Genomic DNA, 14,730 nt, shown 5'->3' on the forward strand with positions numbered 1-14,730 from the left:
GCCGCTCCAGGTTCGGCTTACGCGCCGCTCTGCCGCCAGGCCTGGGCCAGCCGGTCTTTCAGCCGGGCATGGAACAGCCGGTCTCCGATGATGTGCAGGTGATTGGTGCCGGGCACGATCTCGGAGGCTGTAGCGCGCGGCGACAGGCGCCGCCAGTCCACGAGATTGAGCCCGCGGCTGAGGCTGTCCCCCGCGCTGAACGAGGCGACAGGCACGTCCAGCGCGGCCAGCCGGTGCCTGCGAAACACCAGCGCATTGTCGATCAGCACCCAGAACGTATGTTCGCGGCTGGACACTTCCGGGCCGTCGAAGGGCAGGGGGTCGGCCTCGTTGCCGATGAAGCGCAGAAACTGGTCGAAGCAGTCGGCATCCATAAGCCCGATCAGCCGGTCCCATTCCGGCCGCATCCGGGTGCGGGCCAGCCAGGCGTCAAGCTCGGCTTTCAGCCGCGCGCGTTCGCCGGGGGCGAACTGCGGGGCGGCGCCGGGCGCGAAGTCGGTGCCCAGATCGCAGACATCGACCTGTGCGACCAGCCTCAGGTCGATCTCGTCCTGCAACTGCCGCGCTGCCTCCCAGGCCAGAAGCCCGCCCCACGACCAGCCCAGAAAGGCGCAAGGGCCGCCGCGCGCCTCGGCCCGGATATGGGCAACGTAATCTGCCACCACCGCCTCGACCGAAACATTCAGCGCCTTCTGCTCGTTCAGCGAATGGCACAGGAAGCCGGTGACGGGCTGGTCCGGCCCAAGGTAATCGGTCAGCCGTTGATATTCGCGGGTCGAGACCAGCAATCCGGGGAAGCAATACAGCCGGGGCAGGGTGCCTGTGGCGCGCAGGGCAATGGCGTTGCGCCCTGTGGCATTTCCCGCGTCTATCCGGCCAGAAAGTGCGCGGACCGTCGGGGCGTCGAACAGGTCGGCCACCGTCAGCGCCACACCGGGCCACAGCCCGCGCAGCCGGGCCAGAACCTTCAGCGCCACCAGAGACCGCCCGCCCATAGCAAAGAAATCATCGGTCACTCCGATCCCGTCATGCCCGATCTCGGCCCGCCAGACGGACAGCATCCGGGCTTCGGTGTCTGTCGCCGGGGTCACGCCTTCCGCTTTCCGCTGCACCCGGCCCGGCGGAGGCAGGGCGGCCCGATCCAGCTTGGCATTCGGATTGGTTGGCATCCTGTCCAGTACCACCACCGCCTGCGGCAGCATGTGGCGCGGCAACCGGCTCTCCAGCGCGGCCAGCAGATCCTCGCCTGTCACGGTTGCGGGCGCGACGACATAGCCGATCAGCCGCTTCTCGCCCTCCTCCTCGCGCAGCAGCACAAGGGCCTCGCTGACGCCCGGCTCGGCCAGAAGCGCGGCCTCGATCTCGCCGGGTTCGATCCGGTAGCCATTCAGCTTTACCTGAAGATCGGCCCGGCCAAGGAATTCGATGGTACCGTCTTCACGCCAGCGCCCCAGATCGCCGGAACGGTAAAGCCGCGCGCCCGCAGGCCCGCCAAGGCGCGGCCCGAAAGGATCGGGAACAAACCGGTCTGCGGTGGTTCCGGGCCGCCCGACATAGCCCCGCGCCACGCCCGAGCCGCCCAGATGGATCTCGCCAACCACACCGATGGGGCAGGGCATCATGTCTGGGTCCAGCACATAGGCCCGACGGTCGCCTACCGCCCGACCCAGCGGGGCATAGGCCCCGTCGAACCGCGTGCCCGCTGCGACCTTCCAAACCATCGGCGTCATGATGGTTTCGGTCGGGCCATAGCCGTTGATGAGCGTCCGGGCCTTCAGCGCGCGGCTCAGCAGGTCGAAGGTGCTTTGGGCCAGACCCTCGCCGCCAAAGGAATAAAGCCGCATCGGTGGTGCCTCTCCCGTCGTTTCGGCCCATTCGGCAAGCTGTTGCAGATAGGTGGTCGGGATAGAGGCATTGTTGCAGCCGTGTTCCCGCATCGCCGCCAGGGTCTGCTCCGGCGTCCACAGTGGCCCGTCGGGGATCACGACGGAACCGCCCATCATAAGCGGCACCATCCAGCGTTCATGCCCGCCATCGGACGAAAACGGCAGGAAGGGCAGTTCGCGGCTCTCCGCGCTCATCTCATAGACGCGGGCGGTGGTCTGGTTGTGCAGGCTCAGCGGCCCGTGTTCGACCGCCACCCCCTTTGGCTTGCCGGTCGAGCCGGAGGTGTACATCACATAGGCAAGCTGGTCGGGATGGATCGTGACTGCCGGATCGGTGTCAGGGAAATCCCCGTGCGGCAGGTCATCAAGGCACAGCACATGCGCCGCAAGCCCGGCAGGCAGCCGATCACGGTAACGGCGGCGGGTCAGGACGACGCGAACCCCCGCATCAGTCAGAATGTGATGGTTGCGGCTGGCGGGGTGATCCGGCTCGACCGGAATATAGGCGCCGCCAGCCTTCAGCGTGGCAAGGATCGCGATCACCGCTTCGGCGCCGCGCTCGACCAGAATGGCCACCGGCACCTCGGCGCCCACGCCCAGCGTGATCAGCCGATGTGCCAGCCGGTTCGCCGCCCGGTTCATGGCATCGTGGCTCAGCCGGTCCGGCCCGCAGATGATGGCCAGCTTGTCGGGCGTCTGTGCGGCATGGGCCGCGATGATTTCATGCGTGGCGCGCGGATCGGCCGGGGTGTCATCAGGATAAGGGGCCGACAGACCGGCCAGTTCCGTATCGCTGAGCAGGGGAAAAAGAGCCAGCGGGCGCTGCGGATCGGTCAGCGCCGCAGCCAGCAGGCGGTCGAGGTGTTCAAGCAACCGCGCGATCAGCGCCGGTTCATGCAGCCCTTCTGCATGATCAGCGCTGAGCGTTACCTGCCCGTCTGCCGCCACCTCGGCCAGAACCACGCATTCACCCTGTGAGGCGGGCCGGGGGCGGGTGATCCGGGTCACACCGTCCGGCAGCGGATTGGCCGGCCATATATGCAGCGTCAGCGCACCCAGCGGATGCCGGTCTGCCCCGGCATGGCGCAGCATGTCCTGCACCAGAAGCTCCGAGGGCAGGGCGTCGGCCCGCGCCTCGTTGATAGCCGCCGCGATCCGGTCACCGAAAGCGGCAAAGCCTTCGCCCGGATCGTAGCTGACCAGCAGTGGCAACAGATCCTCTCCCCGCCGCGCAGGATCGGGCGAGGGCTGCCCGAGTGCGAACCGTAGCCTGTCCTGTCCGCAGTAGCGGGCCAGCAGGGCTGCAAACCCGGTGGCCAGGATATGTTCTGCCTCTGCCGGGGGCAGAGGGATCGAAAGGGGGGGCGTGGTCAGCAACCGCACTCTGCCTTCCGACCCGCCATGGCGCTGCGGCAGCCGGGCGAGGGCATGGCCCTGGCCCAGCCGGTCCCGCCAGCGCTGCATCTTTGCCCGGGGTGCGCTTTCCGGCATCTGCGCGCCCAGCAAGAGCGGTGTCGGGCTTTGTCCGGCAAGGGCTGCAAACAGCGCCCGCTCCATCGCGGCCAGCGTCGCCGCATCGCCAAGGACCGGATGCAGGGCGATGGCCAGCGCATGTGTCCCGCCAAAGCCCGGAACAAGATCGACCGTGGCCAGCGGCCCCGCGTCCAGCGCAAGGTGCCGGTCGGCCAGCAATGCAACGGCGCGGGCTGCCGGGTCGGTGGCGGGGTCGTGCCGCCGCAGCTCGGTGCGGGGAGGGGCGGATTGCAGACGCAACACCTCGCCGCCCGGCCGGCGCAGCAACTCTGCGCTGAAGGCCGGATGCGCGGCAATCATCGCTTCGGCCGCCATCGTCAGGGTCGCTCCGCCGAAACGGGCAGGAAAGTGCAATACCAGATCGGGCCGCGCGAAGGGGCCAAGCTCACCCACCTGATCATGGGCAAGGATCTGGCGCTCTTTTGCTGTCAGCGCAAATCCGTTCTGTGCGGGTGTGGGATGCAGGTCGTTCATGCGTCCATCACCTTCCGCAGCGCAGCCGGGCGCGGATCGGCCCAGAGGGTTTCGATCTGCGCGAGGCAGGCATCGCGCGTCCCTTTGGCACCCTCCGCGATCCACCCTTCGGGCAGCGGAAGCAGGGCGGGCCAGACGGAATGGCGGCCCTCGCCATTGCGGACGATATGCCAGTCGCCACCGGCAGTCAGAGAACGGGTCATGCTACTCCCTCGTGCATCTCGGTCGCCTCAATGACGTGGGGCCGGGAGGATAATTCACATCTGCGGCAAATATTTTCGGCGCGAGGTGAATTTTCGCGCGGCTCTTCCGTCCTGACGATGAAACAGCTGTGATTGACCGATGACCGCGACAGACCTTGGCGCCACTGACCTGACACGAACGCTCTGGCGTTGCGGCCTGCCCGCGATGGCGGGACTTGCAATCAACGCGGTTCATCAGAGTGTGGATGGTGCCTATCTGGGCCATTTGGGCACCGGGGCACTGGCCGCGGTGAGCCTTGTGCTGCCGCTCACCGGGGTGACGGCGGCACTTGGTGTCGGGCTGGGGGCGGGCACCGCGACCGCCATCGCGCGGCGCCTTGGTGCAGGGCGGCAGGAGGAGGCCGGGCAAATTGCCTCTGCCGCCATGGGCCTCTGTCTCGGATTGGCGCTGCTGGCGGCGGTTGTGCTGTTTCTGGCGCGGGGCCCATTGCTGACTCTGCTGGGGACAGAGGCCGACCTTAGGCCGCAGGCAGACATCTATCTGCGGCTGATGGCGGTTTCCGCCGGGCTGGGCACAGTGCAGATCCTGTGTGATTTCATTGCGATTGGCGAGGGCAACGCGCGCTTCAGCCTGCAGAGCCTGATCCTGTGTTTCGGCCTGAACCTCGGGCTTGATCCGTTGCTGATCTTCGGCGCGGGCTGGGGGGTGGCAGGCGCGGCCCTTGCCACGATCATCGCGCAGCTTGTGACGCTGGGTGTATACCTTTGGTATTTCCACACGTGGCGCGGGTCGGTGCGCCTGCATCTGCCTTCTTCCGCATGGCGCCGGATCGGCCCCGTCCTTCGGGTCGGCGCGCCCGAGGCACTGGCACTGCTTGCCACCACCGGCGCGACCTTGCTGCTCTATCGCCTCGCCGCGATGGAGGCCGGGGTGGAGGGGCTTGCCGCGTTGGGTATGGTGCTGCGGTTGCTGACACTGGCGGTTCTGCCGGTCGAGGGGTTTTGTCTGGGGGCGCAGGCCGTGCTGGCCCATGCCGCCGGGCGGGGCGATACCGGGCGGCTGGCACGGGCGGTCTGGCGTCTGGCTGCGGTGACGGCGGGGGCCACCGCCGTTGCGGCGGTTCTGCTGGTGCTGGTGCCCGATCTGGCGCTGCGGGCTTTCGCCGCCACGCCGGAAACGGCGGCGCTGGCGCGGCCTGCCTTGCTGCTGCTTCTGCCGGCCCTGCCGCTGATGGCGCTGCGGGCGGTGGCGCAGGTCTTGCTGCAAGCGACCGAACGCGCCGGAACCGCGCTGGCGCTTGGTCTCGCCACCTGGGGCTGGCTTCTGCTTCCGCTGCTCGCCGTGCTGGTCCCGCAGCACGGCTTCCTTGCCCTGCCATTGTCGCTTTCCTTAGCTGCCGGGCTTGCCGGTCTGGCGGCGCTTGTTCTTCTTTGGCGCGCGACCCGCGTGCCCCTGACCGGAGCCCCCGCATGACCCATCTGCCGCCCCTATCACCCGACCTGACCCAAGCCCTGCTTGCCGCCGCCGCCCAGCCGCATCACGCCACATCGGTGCCGATCTTCCAGACCTCCTCTTTTCTTTTCGACCGCTACGAGGAGATGGCGGCGGCTTTCGACGGCAGTTCTGACAGGTTCATCTACACTCGCGGCAACAACCCGACCGTGGCAGAGCTGGAGCGCCTGATCGCCGGGCTGGAGGGCACCGAAGCCGCACGAGGCTTCGCCTCGGGCATGGCCGCGATTGCGGCGGCGGTGATGCCTTTCGTACAGTCGGGCGACCGGGTTGTCGCGGTGGAAAACCTTTATTCCGATGCGTTCCGGCTGTTCGAGGTGGTGCTGAAGAAATTCGGTGTCACCACCACCTATGTGGATGGCAGCGACAGCGCGGCGGTGATCGCCGCCCTGCCGGGCGCGAAACTGCTCTACCTTGAAAGCCCGACAAGCTGGACCTTTACCCTGCAAGACCTGCCCGTGATCGCCCGTGCCGCGCGGGCGGAAGGTGTGATCTCGGTCATCGACAATTCCTGGGCCACGCCGCTGTACCAGCGCCCGGCCGAGGCGGGGATCGACCTCGTGATCCATGCCGCCTCCAAATACCTTGCCGGGCACAGTGACACGATTGCCGGGCTGGTGGCCGGGCCGAAGCATCTGATCGCGCGCATCAATCACGAAGCCTACCACTACCTTGGCGGCAAGATGTCGCCTTTCGATGCCTGGCTCGTCCTGCGCGGGATGCGCAGCCTGCATCTGCGCATGGCCCGGCATATGGAAAACGGCCTTGCGCTGGGGCGGGCGCTGTCTGACCACCCCGAGGTGACTGCCCTGCGGCACCCGGCTTTCCATCCCCATCCGGGGCGGGCCGGGTTGTCGGGGTTCGGCGCGCTGTTCGCCTTCGATCTGGCCGAAACTATCGACATCCCCCGTTTTGCCAATGCGCTGCGACTGACGAAGATCGGCGTCAGCTGGGGCGGGCCGGAAAGCCTGATCATCCCGGCTAAGGCCGCGCTGGATCTGGCGGGCAGCGCCAATTCCTTCCGGCGCTTCGGGGTCAGCGGGCGGTCGATCCGTTTTGCGGCAGGGTTGGAGGAGACCGGGGCGCTTGTCGCCGATGTGCTGGCAGCCATCGACGAGGCGCGGCTGTGATCCCGGTGGCCGAGGGCCTGGCGCAATGCGGCGGCGCCCGCTGGTTCGATCTGGCCGACCGCGTGACCGGCGTCGTACGGCGGGTGTTCCTTTGGGTGCCTCCGGGCGAGGCTCCGGCGGAGGGTTGGCCTTCGCTTTTGATGACGGATGGCAATGCGGTGATCGGCACGGCGGTCGATGCGATGCGGGCGCAAGCCTTCTATCCGACCGGCACCAATCTGGGCTGGGGCGTGCTGATCGCGGTCGGCTATCCCACCGATGACGCCTATGACCCGTTTCGCCGCAGCTGGGATCTGGGGCCGCCGCCCGGCGCCAGCTATCCGCCCTTCTGGCCCGATACGCCGGAGGTCAGAACCGGCGGCGGGGCCGAGATGGCGCGCTTTCTCCTGGAGGATCTGCGCGATTTCCTTTCAACCCGCGTGGCACTTGATCCGGCGCACGCCGGGCTGTTCGGCCATTCCTTCGGCGGGCTTTTCGCGCTTTGGCTGCTGTTCACCCGACCGGATGCCTTCACCCACTGGATCGCGGCCAGCCCGGCCATCACCTGGGAAAACAGCTTCCTGCTGACGCACCGCGACGGCTTCGATCCCGCCGGACGACGGTTGGTGGTGCTTCTGTCAGCGGGCGAATGGGAAGGCGATGATCTGGCGCCATTCCAGCGTGCGGCACCGGATGCCGAAAGGCGGCTGGCGGAAAAGGCGACAACCCGCACCATCGCGGCCGCGCAGGAGATGGCCGCTCATCTTGCCGCTTTGGGTCTGGCTGTCCGCTATGAAACTTACGCAGGTGAAACCCATATGTCTGTTCTGCCGGTGGCGGTGAACCGGGCGCTGCACTGCGTCTTTGCGCTGGGGGCGCCGCAATGAAAATCGCCGCGCGGGGTGAATATCCCCCGGCGTCGCGCGTCACAGGGGTATGACCCCTGCAAATCCGAAGGATCATTCATGAGCTTCGACGCTATTCCTGTTCCTCTCCTCGCGCGGCGCGACGGAGACCGCATCCTGATCGGCGACCCGGTGGAAGAGGTGCTTTCACTGGCCGATGACGGGGCGGGTCGCCTGCGGCTTGCGGCCCCCGCAGGCGGCCTGACCACCGCACTCGCGGCCTTCGAGGCTCTGACCGCGACGGGCGATGAAACGGTGGTCCTGCTGGAGGGGCCGGGATGGGAGCGGTTGGCACCCGACCTGACCGAACGCGGGATCGCTGTACCCTTCGACGGCACGCTGGCGGTGTTTCCGGCGCTGTTCTGGCAGGTGCCTGACCGCTGGCTGATGCACCCGGCCCCGGCATGGCCCGAACTTTTCTGCCGTGGCCCGCACGGCCGTCACCCCTTGCGTCCGCCCAAGCCGCAGGGGCTGCTGTATCGCCGCCATATTCCGTGGCTGGACCAGTGGTTCACGCTGCGGGCCCTGCATATGGGCGACCTGCCAGCCTTCCATCGCTGGCAGAACGATCCCCGCGTTGCGGCCTTCTTTGAAGAGGCGGGCACGCTTGAGGATCATCGCGCCTATATCGCGCGCCTCGCTGCCGATCCGCATATGCTGCCGGTCATCGGGGCACTGGACGGCCGGGACTTTGCCTATTTCGAGCTTTATTGGGCGCGCGAGAACCGGCTCGGGGCTGTGCACGACTGTGGCGCATGGGATCGGGGCTGGCATGTGCTGATCGGCGAGGAAGATGTGCGCGGCGCCGATTATGTCACCGCCTGGCTGCCCTCGCTGATGCATTACATGTTCCTTGCCGAACCGCGCACGCGCAGCCTTCTGGGCGAGCCGAAGGCCAGCCATGCGCAGCAATTGCGAAATCTGATGCGCGGCGGTTTCGCCCGGCTGCGCGATTTCGACTTTTCACACAAGCGCGCCACGCTGGTGCAGCTTGATCGCCAGCACTTCTTTGAAAGCAGGCTCTGGGCCAGGCCGCCTGAAACCGACGGCCTGCCGCTGCGCCTGTCCCCCGCCACGTTACTTTGAGGCAGATATGACCGAGACCATTCACGATCTGATCGGCGTGGGCTTCGGCCCGTCGAACCTTGCACTGGCCATTGCGCTGCACGAACGTCAAAGCCCGGTTGACGCGCTGTTTCTTGAGGCGCGGCCCGGCTTTGCCTGGCATCCGGGCATGATGATCCCCGGTGCCGACATGCAGGTGTCGTTTCTCAAGGATCTTGTCACGCTGCACAATCCCGCCTCGGGGTTTTCCTTCCTCAGCTACCTGCACGAAAGGGGGCGGCTGGAACGCTTCGTCAACCGTAAAAGCTTTTTCCCCAGCCGGGTGGAGTTCAACGATTATCTCGGCTGGGCGGCGGCAAAGCTGGGCACCATCTGCGCCTATGACCAGCGGGTGACAGCCATCGAGCCGGTGGAACGGCAGGGGCAGATCACGCTGTTGCGCATTCGGGCCGAAGACGAATGTGGCCGCGTCACCACCCGCCTGGCGCGGCAGATCGTGCTGGCGCCCGGTGGGGCACCGCATTGGCCCGCCCCTTTCGCCGATCATCAGGGCGTGCCGGGGCTGAGCCATTCCAGTGATTTCACCCATGCCGTGCTGCCCCGTGTGAGGCCGGGCCAAAGCGTCGCGGTGATCGGCGGCGGGCAAAGCGCCTCTGAAATCTTTGCCGCGCTGGCCGCGCATCCGGCGGGCCTTTCGGTCGATCTGATCCTGCGGGGGCATGCGCTGAAACCGGCGGATGACAGCCCCTTCGTCAATGAGATCTTTGACATTGCGCATACTGATCTTCTGTTCGGAATGCCGCCCCGGCAGCAGCAGGCGTTCCGGCAGGATTTCGCGGCGACCAACTATGCGGTGACGGATATCGACCTGCTTCAGCAGATCCATGGCCTGCTCTACGAACAGTCGGTCATCGGCGAAGAACGGCTTGCACTGCGGCGTGATACGGCGGTGGCGGGCCTCCGGCCTGGCCCGGCGGGGCTGGCTCTGACACTGAAGACCCCGCAGGGGCGGCAGGACCGGCATTATGACCATGTGATCCTGTGCACCGGCTACCGGCGCGAGGCTGAAACACTTGGCCTGACTGGTATTGCCTCGTGGATTCAGTGCGGGCAGCCCGACCGGCAGTATCGCCTGCCGATGCGGCCGGGGTTCCTTCCGGCGATCCATGTGCAGGGCTATAGCGAACAGACCCATGGTCTGTCGGATACGCTGCTATCCGTTCTGGCCGTGCGTGCGCAGGAAATCGCCGCTTCGGTCGAAGCGGCGCACCGGGGGCAGCTTCTGGCAGCGGAATAGCTGGATAAGGGCTTGAGCGCAGCCTGAGGTTGTGCAATCTGGCGGTATCCACCCACGCAGAGCGTCGGCAGACAGCAACCGCCTCGCCGTCCGTTCCCCGGACGGCCCTGCCCGTGGAGTCTGGCTGTGACCTCTGTCGCCCCGCTGCCCGTGCGTTCTGCACCGGCCCTGCCTTCGTCCTTTGCCCATCTCTTGCAGGAAATGATCGACAAGCGGCAAATGCTGCTGTGCGACGCCATCCGCATCCTTGGCGCGACCGACCGCGCCGAGGATGTGCTGCAAGAGGCGATGTTGCGCTGCCTTGACCGCAGCGACCCGCCCCGGATCGACCGGCCCACACAATTCGCCCGACGGATGGTGCGCAATCTTGCCATTGACCGGCTGCGGCGCGAACGTCATCTGGTGACGGGAACGCAGGAAGAACCCGCGACCAGCATCGACAATCCCGAGGCGCGACTGGCTGGCCGGCAAGCCCTGCGCCAGCTTGACGCCCGGCTCAGGGACTGCCCGCCCCGCGACCGTGAACTGTTCCTGCGGCATCGGCTGCTGGGCGAGCCGCAGAACCGTCTCGCGGCCGAATTCGGCCTGTCGACGGCGCGGGTCAATGCGATCATCGCGCGGCTGCACAGCCAGCTTGCACCTTTGCGCCCGGAGCCTGTGCCGGAATAGGCTCACAGCCCCGCAGGCAGCACCACCGGACCGCCGCTGCCCGGCAGGTGCAGGCAGTCAAAGCCGATGCCGAAGGTCTCGCGCAGCGGGCCATCGGCCAGCACATCGGACGGTGGCCCGCTGGCCACCAGCCGCCCGTCACGCAGTGCAAGCACATGGTCGCACAGCCGCGCGGCAATCGTCAGGTCATGCAGGATCATCACAACGCTGCGGCTTTCTCCCAGACGCCGCAGCATCTGCACTAGCCCGGCCTGATGCGGCAGATCCAGAAAGTTCAGCGGCTCGTCCAGCAGCAGGGTGCCGGAGGCCTGCGCCAGTACCAGCGCAATCCAGGCCCTTTGCCGCTGCCCACCCGACAGGCTTTCGACCGCGCGATCCGCAAGCGGGGTCAGCCCAACCTCGTCCAGCGCCCCCGCCACCGCGGCCTCGTCCGCGCGGGTCATTGGCCGAAAGGGCCGCAACCACGGTGTACGACCGCGCGCGACCAGCTGACGGACAGTCAGGCCCGGCGGTGCGATGGCGCTTTGCGGCATCAGCGCGATGCGTCGCGCGCGGTCGCGGTGGGTCAGGCTGGCGACGGGCTGGCCCGCGTGGTGCAGGCTGCCGCTTTCCGGTGGCAACAATCCGGCGAGGCAGCGCAGAAGGGTGGTCTTGCCACAACCGTTCGGGCCGATGATGCCGGTGATCCCCCCTTGTGGCAGGGCAAAGCTCAGCCCGTGCAGCACTTCGGTGCGGCCAAGCCGCAGGGTCAGATCCTGCACGGCGAAAGGCATGGCGGTCTCCTAGCTCGACTTGTCAGACATCTGGCGGCGCAATACGACCAGCAGGATCGGTGCGCCGATCAGCGCGGTGTAAAGCCCGGTCGGCAACAGCGCTGCGGGGGCCAGACCGCGTGCCAGCACATCGGCCAGCGTCACGAACCCGGCGCCCACCAGCGCGGCCAGAAACGGGTCGGGGCGCCCGCGTGCGAGCCAGCGCGATACCGGCCCCGCCGCCAGCGCGACAAAGCCAAGCGGCCCGCAGAGTGACACCGCGCCCGCCGCGATCAATGCGGCAAGCAGACCCAGCGCGGCGCGCAACACCCCGACCCGCAGGCCCAGCGACCGGGCCAGATCATCACCCAGTTCCAGCCGGTCAAGGATGCGCCGCGCGGTAAACAGCGGCGCCAGCAGCGGCACCAGCCAGAGCGCGTGGCCCACCTCGGGCCAGCCTGCGCCATTCAGCGTGCCGGTCAGCCAGGCCATCGCCATCGAGGCATTGCCGTCGCCCGCCCGCAGGATCAGTGCCTCGGTTCCCGCTCCGGCCAGCAGGGCAAGGCCCAGCCCCTGAAGCACGACCGCGCGCGGGGCCAGCCCTTCGCGCGGATGTGCGGCCAGCCAGCCCAGCAGGATGATGGCCGAAACCGCCCCCACCCATGCGCCTGCCATCGGGGGTAATCCCGCCATAAGCGCCGCCACGGCGCCAAAGGCGGCGCATTGCGTCAGCCCGATGACATCGGGCGAGGCCAGCGGATTGCGCAGCAGTGTCTGGAACACCAGACCCGCCGCGCCAAGGCACATGCCCGCAACCAGCCCGGTGATCAGGCGCGGCAGCCGCAGCGACCACAGCATCCGTCCCACCCCCTCGGGACCGGAGAACAGCGCCTGCATAACCTCGACCGGCCCAAGCCAGCTTCGCCCGGCGGCCAATGCCAGACCCGCGAGGGCGACCAGTACCAGAAGTATCAGAACAAGCCGCATCAGTCTTCCTTTCGCAGGATCGACCGGATGAGCAGCATGAACATCGGCGCCCCGATCATCGCCAGAACGATGCCCAGCGGCAGTTGTGCGGGGCGCATCAACCAGCGCCCGGCAATATCGGCAAGCAGGGTCAAACCGGCGCCCAGCGGGCAGGCCAGAAGCATTGTGGCCCCCAGCCCCGCGCCCGATGCCAGCCGCCGTGCCAGATGCGGCGCAATCAGGCCGATGAAGCCAACCGGCCCCGCGATGGCGACCGCCGCCCCTGCTGTCATCGCGATGGCGGCCAGCGCGAGGCTCAGCACCCGGCCCGGATGCAGACCAAGGGCGGCCCCCAGATCCTCGCCCAGCATCAGCGATTCCACCTGACGTGAAACGGCAAGGCCGAGGCAGATGCCCGTAAGGCCCAGCGGCGCGAGGGCGGCCAACCGCCCGGTATCGGCCAGCGCAAGCGAGCCCACCATCCAGAAGCGATAGAGGTTGCGGGCCTCGGGGTTCATCAGCACGACGAAAGACACGACCGACAGGCAGAGGCTTGCGAAAGCTGCGCCCGCCAGTGGCAGCCGCAGCGTGCCACCGCCGGAACCGGCCAGCAACCGCACCAGCACGGCGGCAGCGGCCGCCCCGCTCAGCGCGAAGGCCGCGGTTGCGGCCGATCCCATCGGACCCAGAAACCACAGCCCTGCGACGACGGCCAGTGCTGCCCCCGCGTTGACGCCGGTCAGGCCGGGATCGGCCAGCGGATTGCGCGTCAGCGCCTGCATCATCAGGCCGGAAACTGCCAGCGCCGCCCCGATCATCAGCGCGGCCAGTGCGCGGGGCAGCCGCATCTCCACCACCACGGCCTGCGCAAGATCCTTCGGGTCGCGCGCGACCAGCGCCTGCCACAGCAGGCCGGGGCCATAATCCTGTGCGCCCAGGCACAGCGCCGCCACGAATACCACGGCAACCCCGGCGCACAGCAGCGGCAGGGCAGGGGGAACGGAGCGTTGCGGAAGAACGGAAGAGGGCACGATGAAAACCTGCGCGGGGAAGGAGGGGCGGCTGGCTTCGTGCTGACTGCGGAATGATCCATGCCCGCCCGGACGGCGCGGGTCAACCCCTTCGCTTGACCCGCGCCGGAGATCACGGTAGCCCGGTCCTGTCCCCAGCCCGTCGCCAGGCATTCCGTCAACTGAAAGGTCGACCATGCCCCGGCTGCTGCCTGCCCTCTGCCTCCTGTTTCTGCTTTGCCTGTTTTCCGCGCCGCGCGCGCAGGCCGATCCGGTGCAATTGCGCCATGCCTTCGGCGAAATCACGGTCGATCCGGCCAAAGTGCGACGCATCGTATCGGTCGGCTACCACGAACAGGATTTCCTCTATGCGCTGGGGCTGGCCCCGGTAGGGGTGCATGAATGGTTCGGCGGCCACCCCTATGCGACCTGGCCCTGGGCGGAACCCGCGCGCATCGCGCTCGGGGCACGGCCCGAGGTGCAGACTGGGTTTGAAATCGACGTCGAATGGGTCTGGATGATGGAACCTGACCTGATCGTGGCGACCTTCGCCCCGATGGATGCCCAGACCTACGCCCTGTTGTCGGAGATTGCCCCGGTGGTTGGGCGGCCCGAGGGCTATCCGGCCTGGGGCGCGCCCTGGGAAGAGGAGTTGCGCCTGATCGGTCGCGCGACAGGCCGGGAGGCGGCAGCCGAAACCGTCATCGCCCGTACCGGCGCGCGGATTGCTGATGCGGTCGCGAGCCACCCTGAGTTTCGCGGGCTGAGCGGCACGGCCGCTTTTTTCAACGACGGACAGATCATCGGCTATCGCCCCAGTGACGGGGCGAACCGTCTGCTGGGCCAGTTCGGTATCCTGACGCCGCCTGCCTTTGATGACATGGCGAGTGCGGGCGGCAATTTCATGGTCAGCTCCGAACGGTTTGATCTGTTTGATCTGGATGTCCTGCTGTGGCTTGTGGATGGTCCGATGCAGTCCGAGATCGAAGCGCTGCCGACCTGGCGCAATCTGCGGGTGGCACGGGAAGGGCGGGCGATCTGGGCCGACCAGATGATGACCGGGGCGATGAGCTTCCAGTCTCCGCTGTCGATCGACTGGGCGCTGGAGCGTCTGGTGCCGATGCTGGCCGCAGCGGTGGATGGCGATGCGGCAACAGCCATCCCGGCGGGTCCGGCAGAGATGCCCGGCGCGCCTTGACATTTGCGTGAGGGGTGACCACAACCGCCCCACCAAGGCAGCGCCCCGGCGCAACCACGGCAGGAACCCGCGTGCCCGCACGCTTTCAGACCTCGCGCCGTGACTTGCCGGGACTTTCCCCGCCCCTGATGCTCGCGGCCCTGCCCGGAT

General features: G+C 67.6%; 12 protein-coding genes. 7 read left to right on the forward strand and 5 right to left on the reverse strand.

The genetic code is table 11. The features are described 5' to 3' along the window. Positions 1–17: 17 nt before the first annotated feature. Both IE126_RS09840 and IE126_RS09845 read right to left on the reverse strand, forming a co-directional pair. Entirely contained in the window at positions 18–3,893 is a 3,876-nt protein-coding gene (locus tag IE126_RS09840) for an amino acid adenylation domain-containing protein (protein WP_189380851.1), read from the reverse strand. Continuing rightward, positions 3,890–4,096, reverse strand: a complete 207-nt coding sequence (locus tag IE126_RS09845) for an MbtH family protein (RefSeq protein ID WP_189380852.1) — start codon at positions 4,094–4,096, stop codon at positions 3,890–3,892. Before IE126_RS09845 ends, IE126_RS09840 begins: the two co-directional genes overlap by 4 nt. A 139-nt stretch (positions 4,097–4,235) precedes the next feature. On the opposite strand from IE126_RS09845, the gene IE126_RS09850 reads away from it, so the two are divergent. The 6 genes from IE126_RS09850 (at position 4,236) to IE126_RS09875 (ending at position 10,654) form a co-directional block, all read left to right on the forward strand. Further along, entirely contained in the window at positions 4,236–5,570 is a 1,335-nt protein-coding gene (locus tag IE126_RS09850) for an MATE family efflux transporter (RefSeq protein ID WP_189380853.1), read from the forward strand. Continuing rightward, positions 5,567–6,739, forward strand: coding sequence for a PLP-dependent transferase (locus tag IE126_RS09855; RefSeq protein WP_189380854.1), 1,173 nt, complete (start codon positions 5,567–5,569; stop codon positions 6,737–6,739). Before IE126_RS09850 ends, IE126_RS09855 begins: the two co-directional genes overlap by 4 nt. Before the next feature lie 5 nt (positions 6,740–6,744). Beyond that, positions 6,745–7,605 (forward strand): alpha/beta hydrolase, encoded by an 861-nt coding sequence (locus IE126_RS09860; protein WP_229825377.1) that lies wholly within the window; start codon positions 6,745–6,747, stop codon positions 7,603–7,605. 78 nt (positions 7,606–7,683) lie between these two features. Further along, on the forward strand, positions 7,684–8,709 hold the full coding sequence (locus IE126_RS09865) for a GNAT family N-acetyltransferase (RefSeq protein ID WP_189380855.1): 1,026 nt from the start codon (positions 7,684–7,686) through the stop codon (positions 8,707–8,709). A 7-nt stretch (positions 8,710–8,716) separates the two neighbouring features. Then, positions 8,717–9,985: a lysine N(6)-hydroxylase/L-ornithine N(5)-oxygenase family protein gene (locus IE126_RS09870; protein ID WP_189380856.1), complete on the forward strand. Its 1,269-nt coding sequence runs from the start codon at positions 8,717–8,719 to the stop codon at positions 9,983–9,985. 126 nt (positions 9,986–10,111) lie between these two features. After that, the gene (locus tag IE126_RS09875) at positions 10,112–10,654 is read left to right on the forward strand and encodes a sigma-70 family RNA polymerase sigma factor (protein ID WP_145693602.1); all 543 of its coding nucleotides are present in this window, start codon (positions 10,112–10,114) and stop codon (positions 10,652–10,654) included. A 2-nt stretch (positions 10,655–10,656) separates the two neighbouring features. Here the strand turns inward: IE126_RS09875 and IE126_RS09880 are convergent, their stop codons facing one another. The 3 genes from IE126_RS09880 to IE126_RS09890 are packed head-to-tail and all read right to left on the reverse strand — an operon-like array spanning position 10,657 to position 13,580. Further along, a complete protein-coding gene (locus IE126_RS09880) occupies positions 10,657–11,427 on the reverse strand; it encodes an ABC transporter ATP-binding protein (protein ID WP_108129130.1) in 771 nt (256 codons plus the stop codon). A gap of 9 nt (positions 11,428–11,436) precedes the next feature. Next, positions 11,437–12,393: a FecCD family ABC transporter permease gene (locus IE126_RS09885; protein ID WP_189380857.1), complete on the reverse strand. Its 957-nt coding sequence runs from the start codon at positions 12,391–12,393 to the stop codon at positions 11,437–11,439. After that, positions 12,393–13,580 (reverse strand): FecCD family ABC transporter permease, encoded by a 1,188-nt coding sequence (locus IE126_RS09890; protein WP_189380858.1) that lies wholly within the window; start codon positions 13,578–13,580, stop codon positions 12,393–12,395. Before IE126_RS09890 ends, IE126_RS09885 begins: the two co-directional genes overlap by 1 nt. On the opposite strand from IE126_RS09890, the gene IE126_RS09895 reads away from it, so the two are divergent. Further along, entirely contained in the window at positions 13,579–14,580 is a 1,002-nt protein-coding gene (locus IE126_RS09895) for an ABC transporter substrate-binding protein (RefSeq protein ID WP_189380859.1), read from the forward strand. The two genes, IE126_RS09890 and IE126_RS09895, sit on opposite strands and share 2 nt — an antisense overlap. Positions 14,581–14,730: the final 150 nt, after the last annotated feature.

The organism is Gemmobacter nanjingensis, from assembly GCF_014652195.1.
GTDB classification, from domain to species: Bacteria; Pseudomonadota; Alphaproteobacteria; order Rhodobacterales; family Rhodobacteraceae; genus Gemmobacter; species Gemmobacter caeni.

Bases quoted from the DNA above. Each gene is read 5' to 3' on its own strand.
- IE126_RS09840 (WP_189380851.1), bottom strand. From the start codon at position 3,893: ATGAACGACCTGCATCCCACACCCGCACAGAACGGATTTGCGCTGACA.
- IE126_RS09845 (WP_189380852.1), bottom strand. From the start codon at position 4,096: ATGACCCGTTCTCTGACTGCCGGTGGCGACTGGCATATCGTCCGCAAT.
- IE126_RS09850 (WP_189380853.1), top strand. From the start codon at position 4,236: ATGACCGCGACAGACCTTGGCGCCACTGACCTGACACGAACGCTCTGG.
- IE126_RS09855 (WP_189380854.1), top strand. From the start codon at position 5,567: ATGACCCATCTGCCGCCCCTATCACCCGACCTGACCCAAGCCCTGCTT.
- IE126_RS09865 (WP_189380855.1), top strand. From the start codon at position 7,684: ATGAGCTTCGACGCTATTCCTGTTCCTCTCCTCGCGCGGCGCGACGGA.
- IE126_RS09870 (WP_189380856.1), top strand. From the start codon at position 8,717: ATGACCGAGACCATTCACGATCTGATCGGCGTGGGCTTCGGCCCGTCG.
- IE126_RS09880 (WP_108129130.1), bottom strand. From the start codon at position 11,427: ATGCCTTTCGCCGTGCAGGATCTGACCCTGCGGCTTGGCCGCACCGAA.
- IE126_RS09885 (WP_189380857.1), bottom strand. From the start codon at position 12,393: ATGCGGCTTGTTCTGATACTTCTGGTACTGGTCGCCCTCGCGGGTCTG.
- IE126_RS09895 (WP_189380859.1), top strand. From the start codon at position 13,579: ATGCCCCGGCTGCTGCCTGCCCTCTGCCTCCTGTTTCTGCTTTGCCTG.
- IE126_RS09890 (WP_189380858.1), bottom strand. From the start codon at position 13,580: ATGGTCGACCTTTCAGTTGACGGAATGCCTGGCGACGGGCTGGGGACA.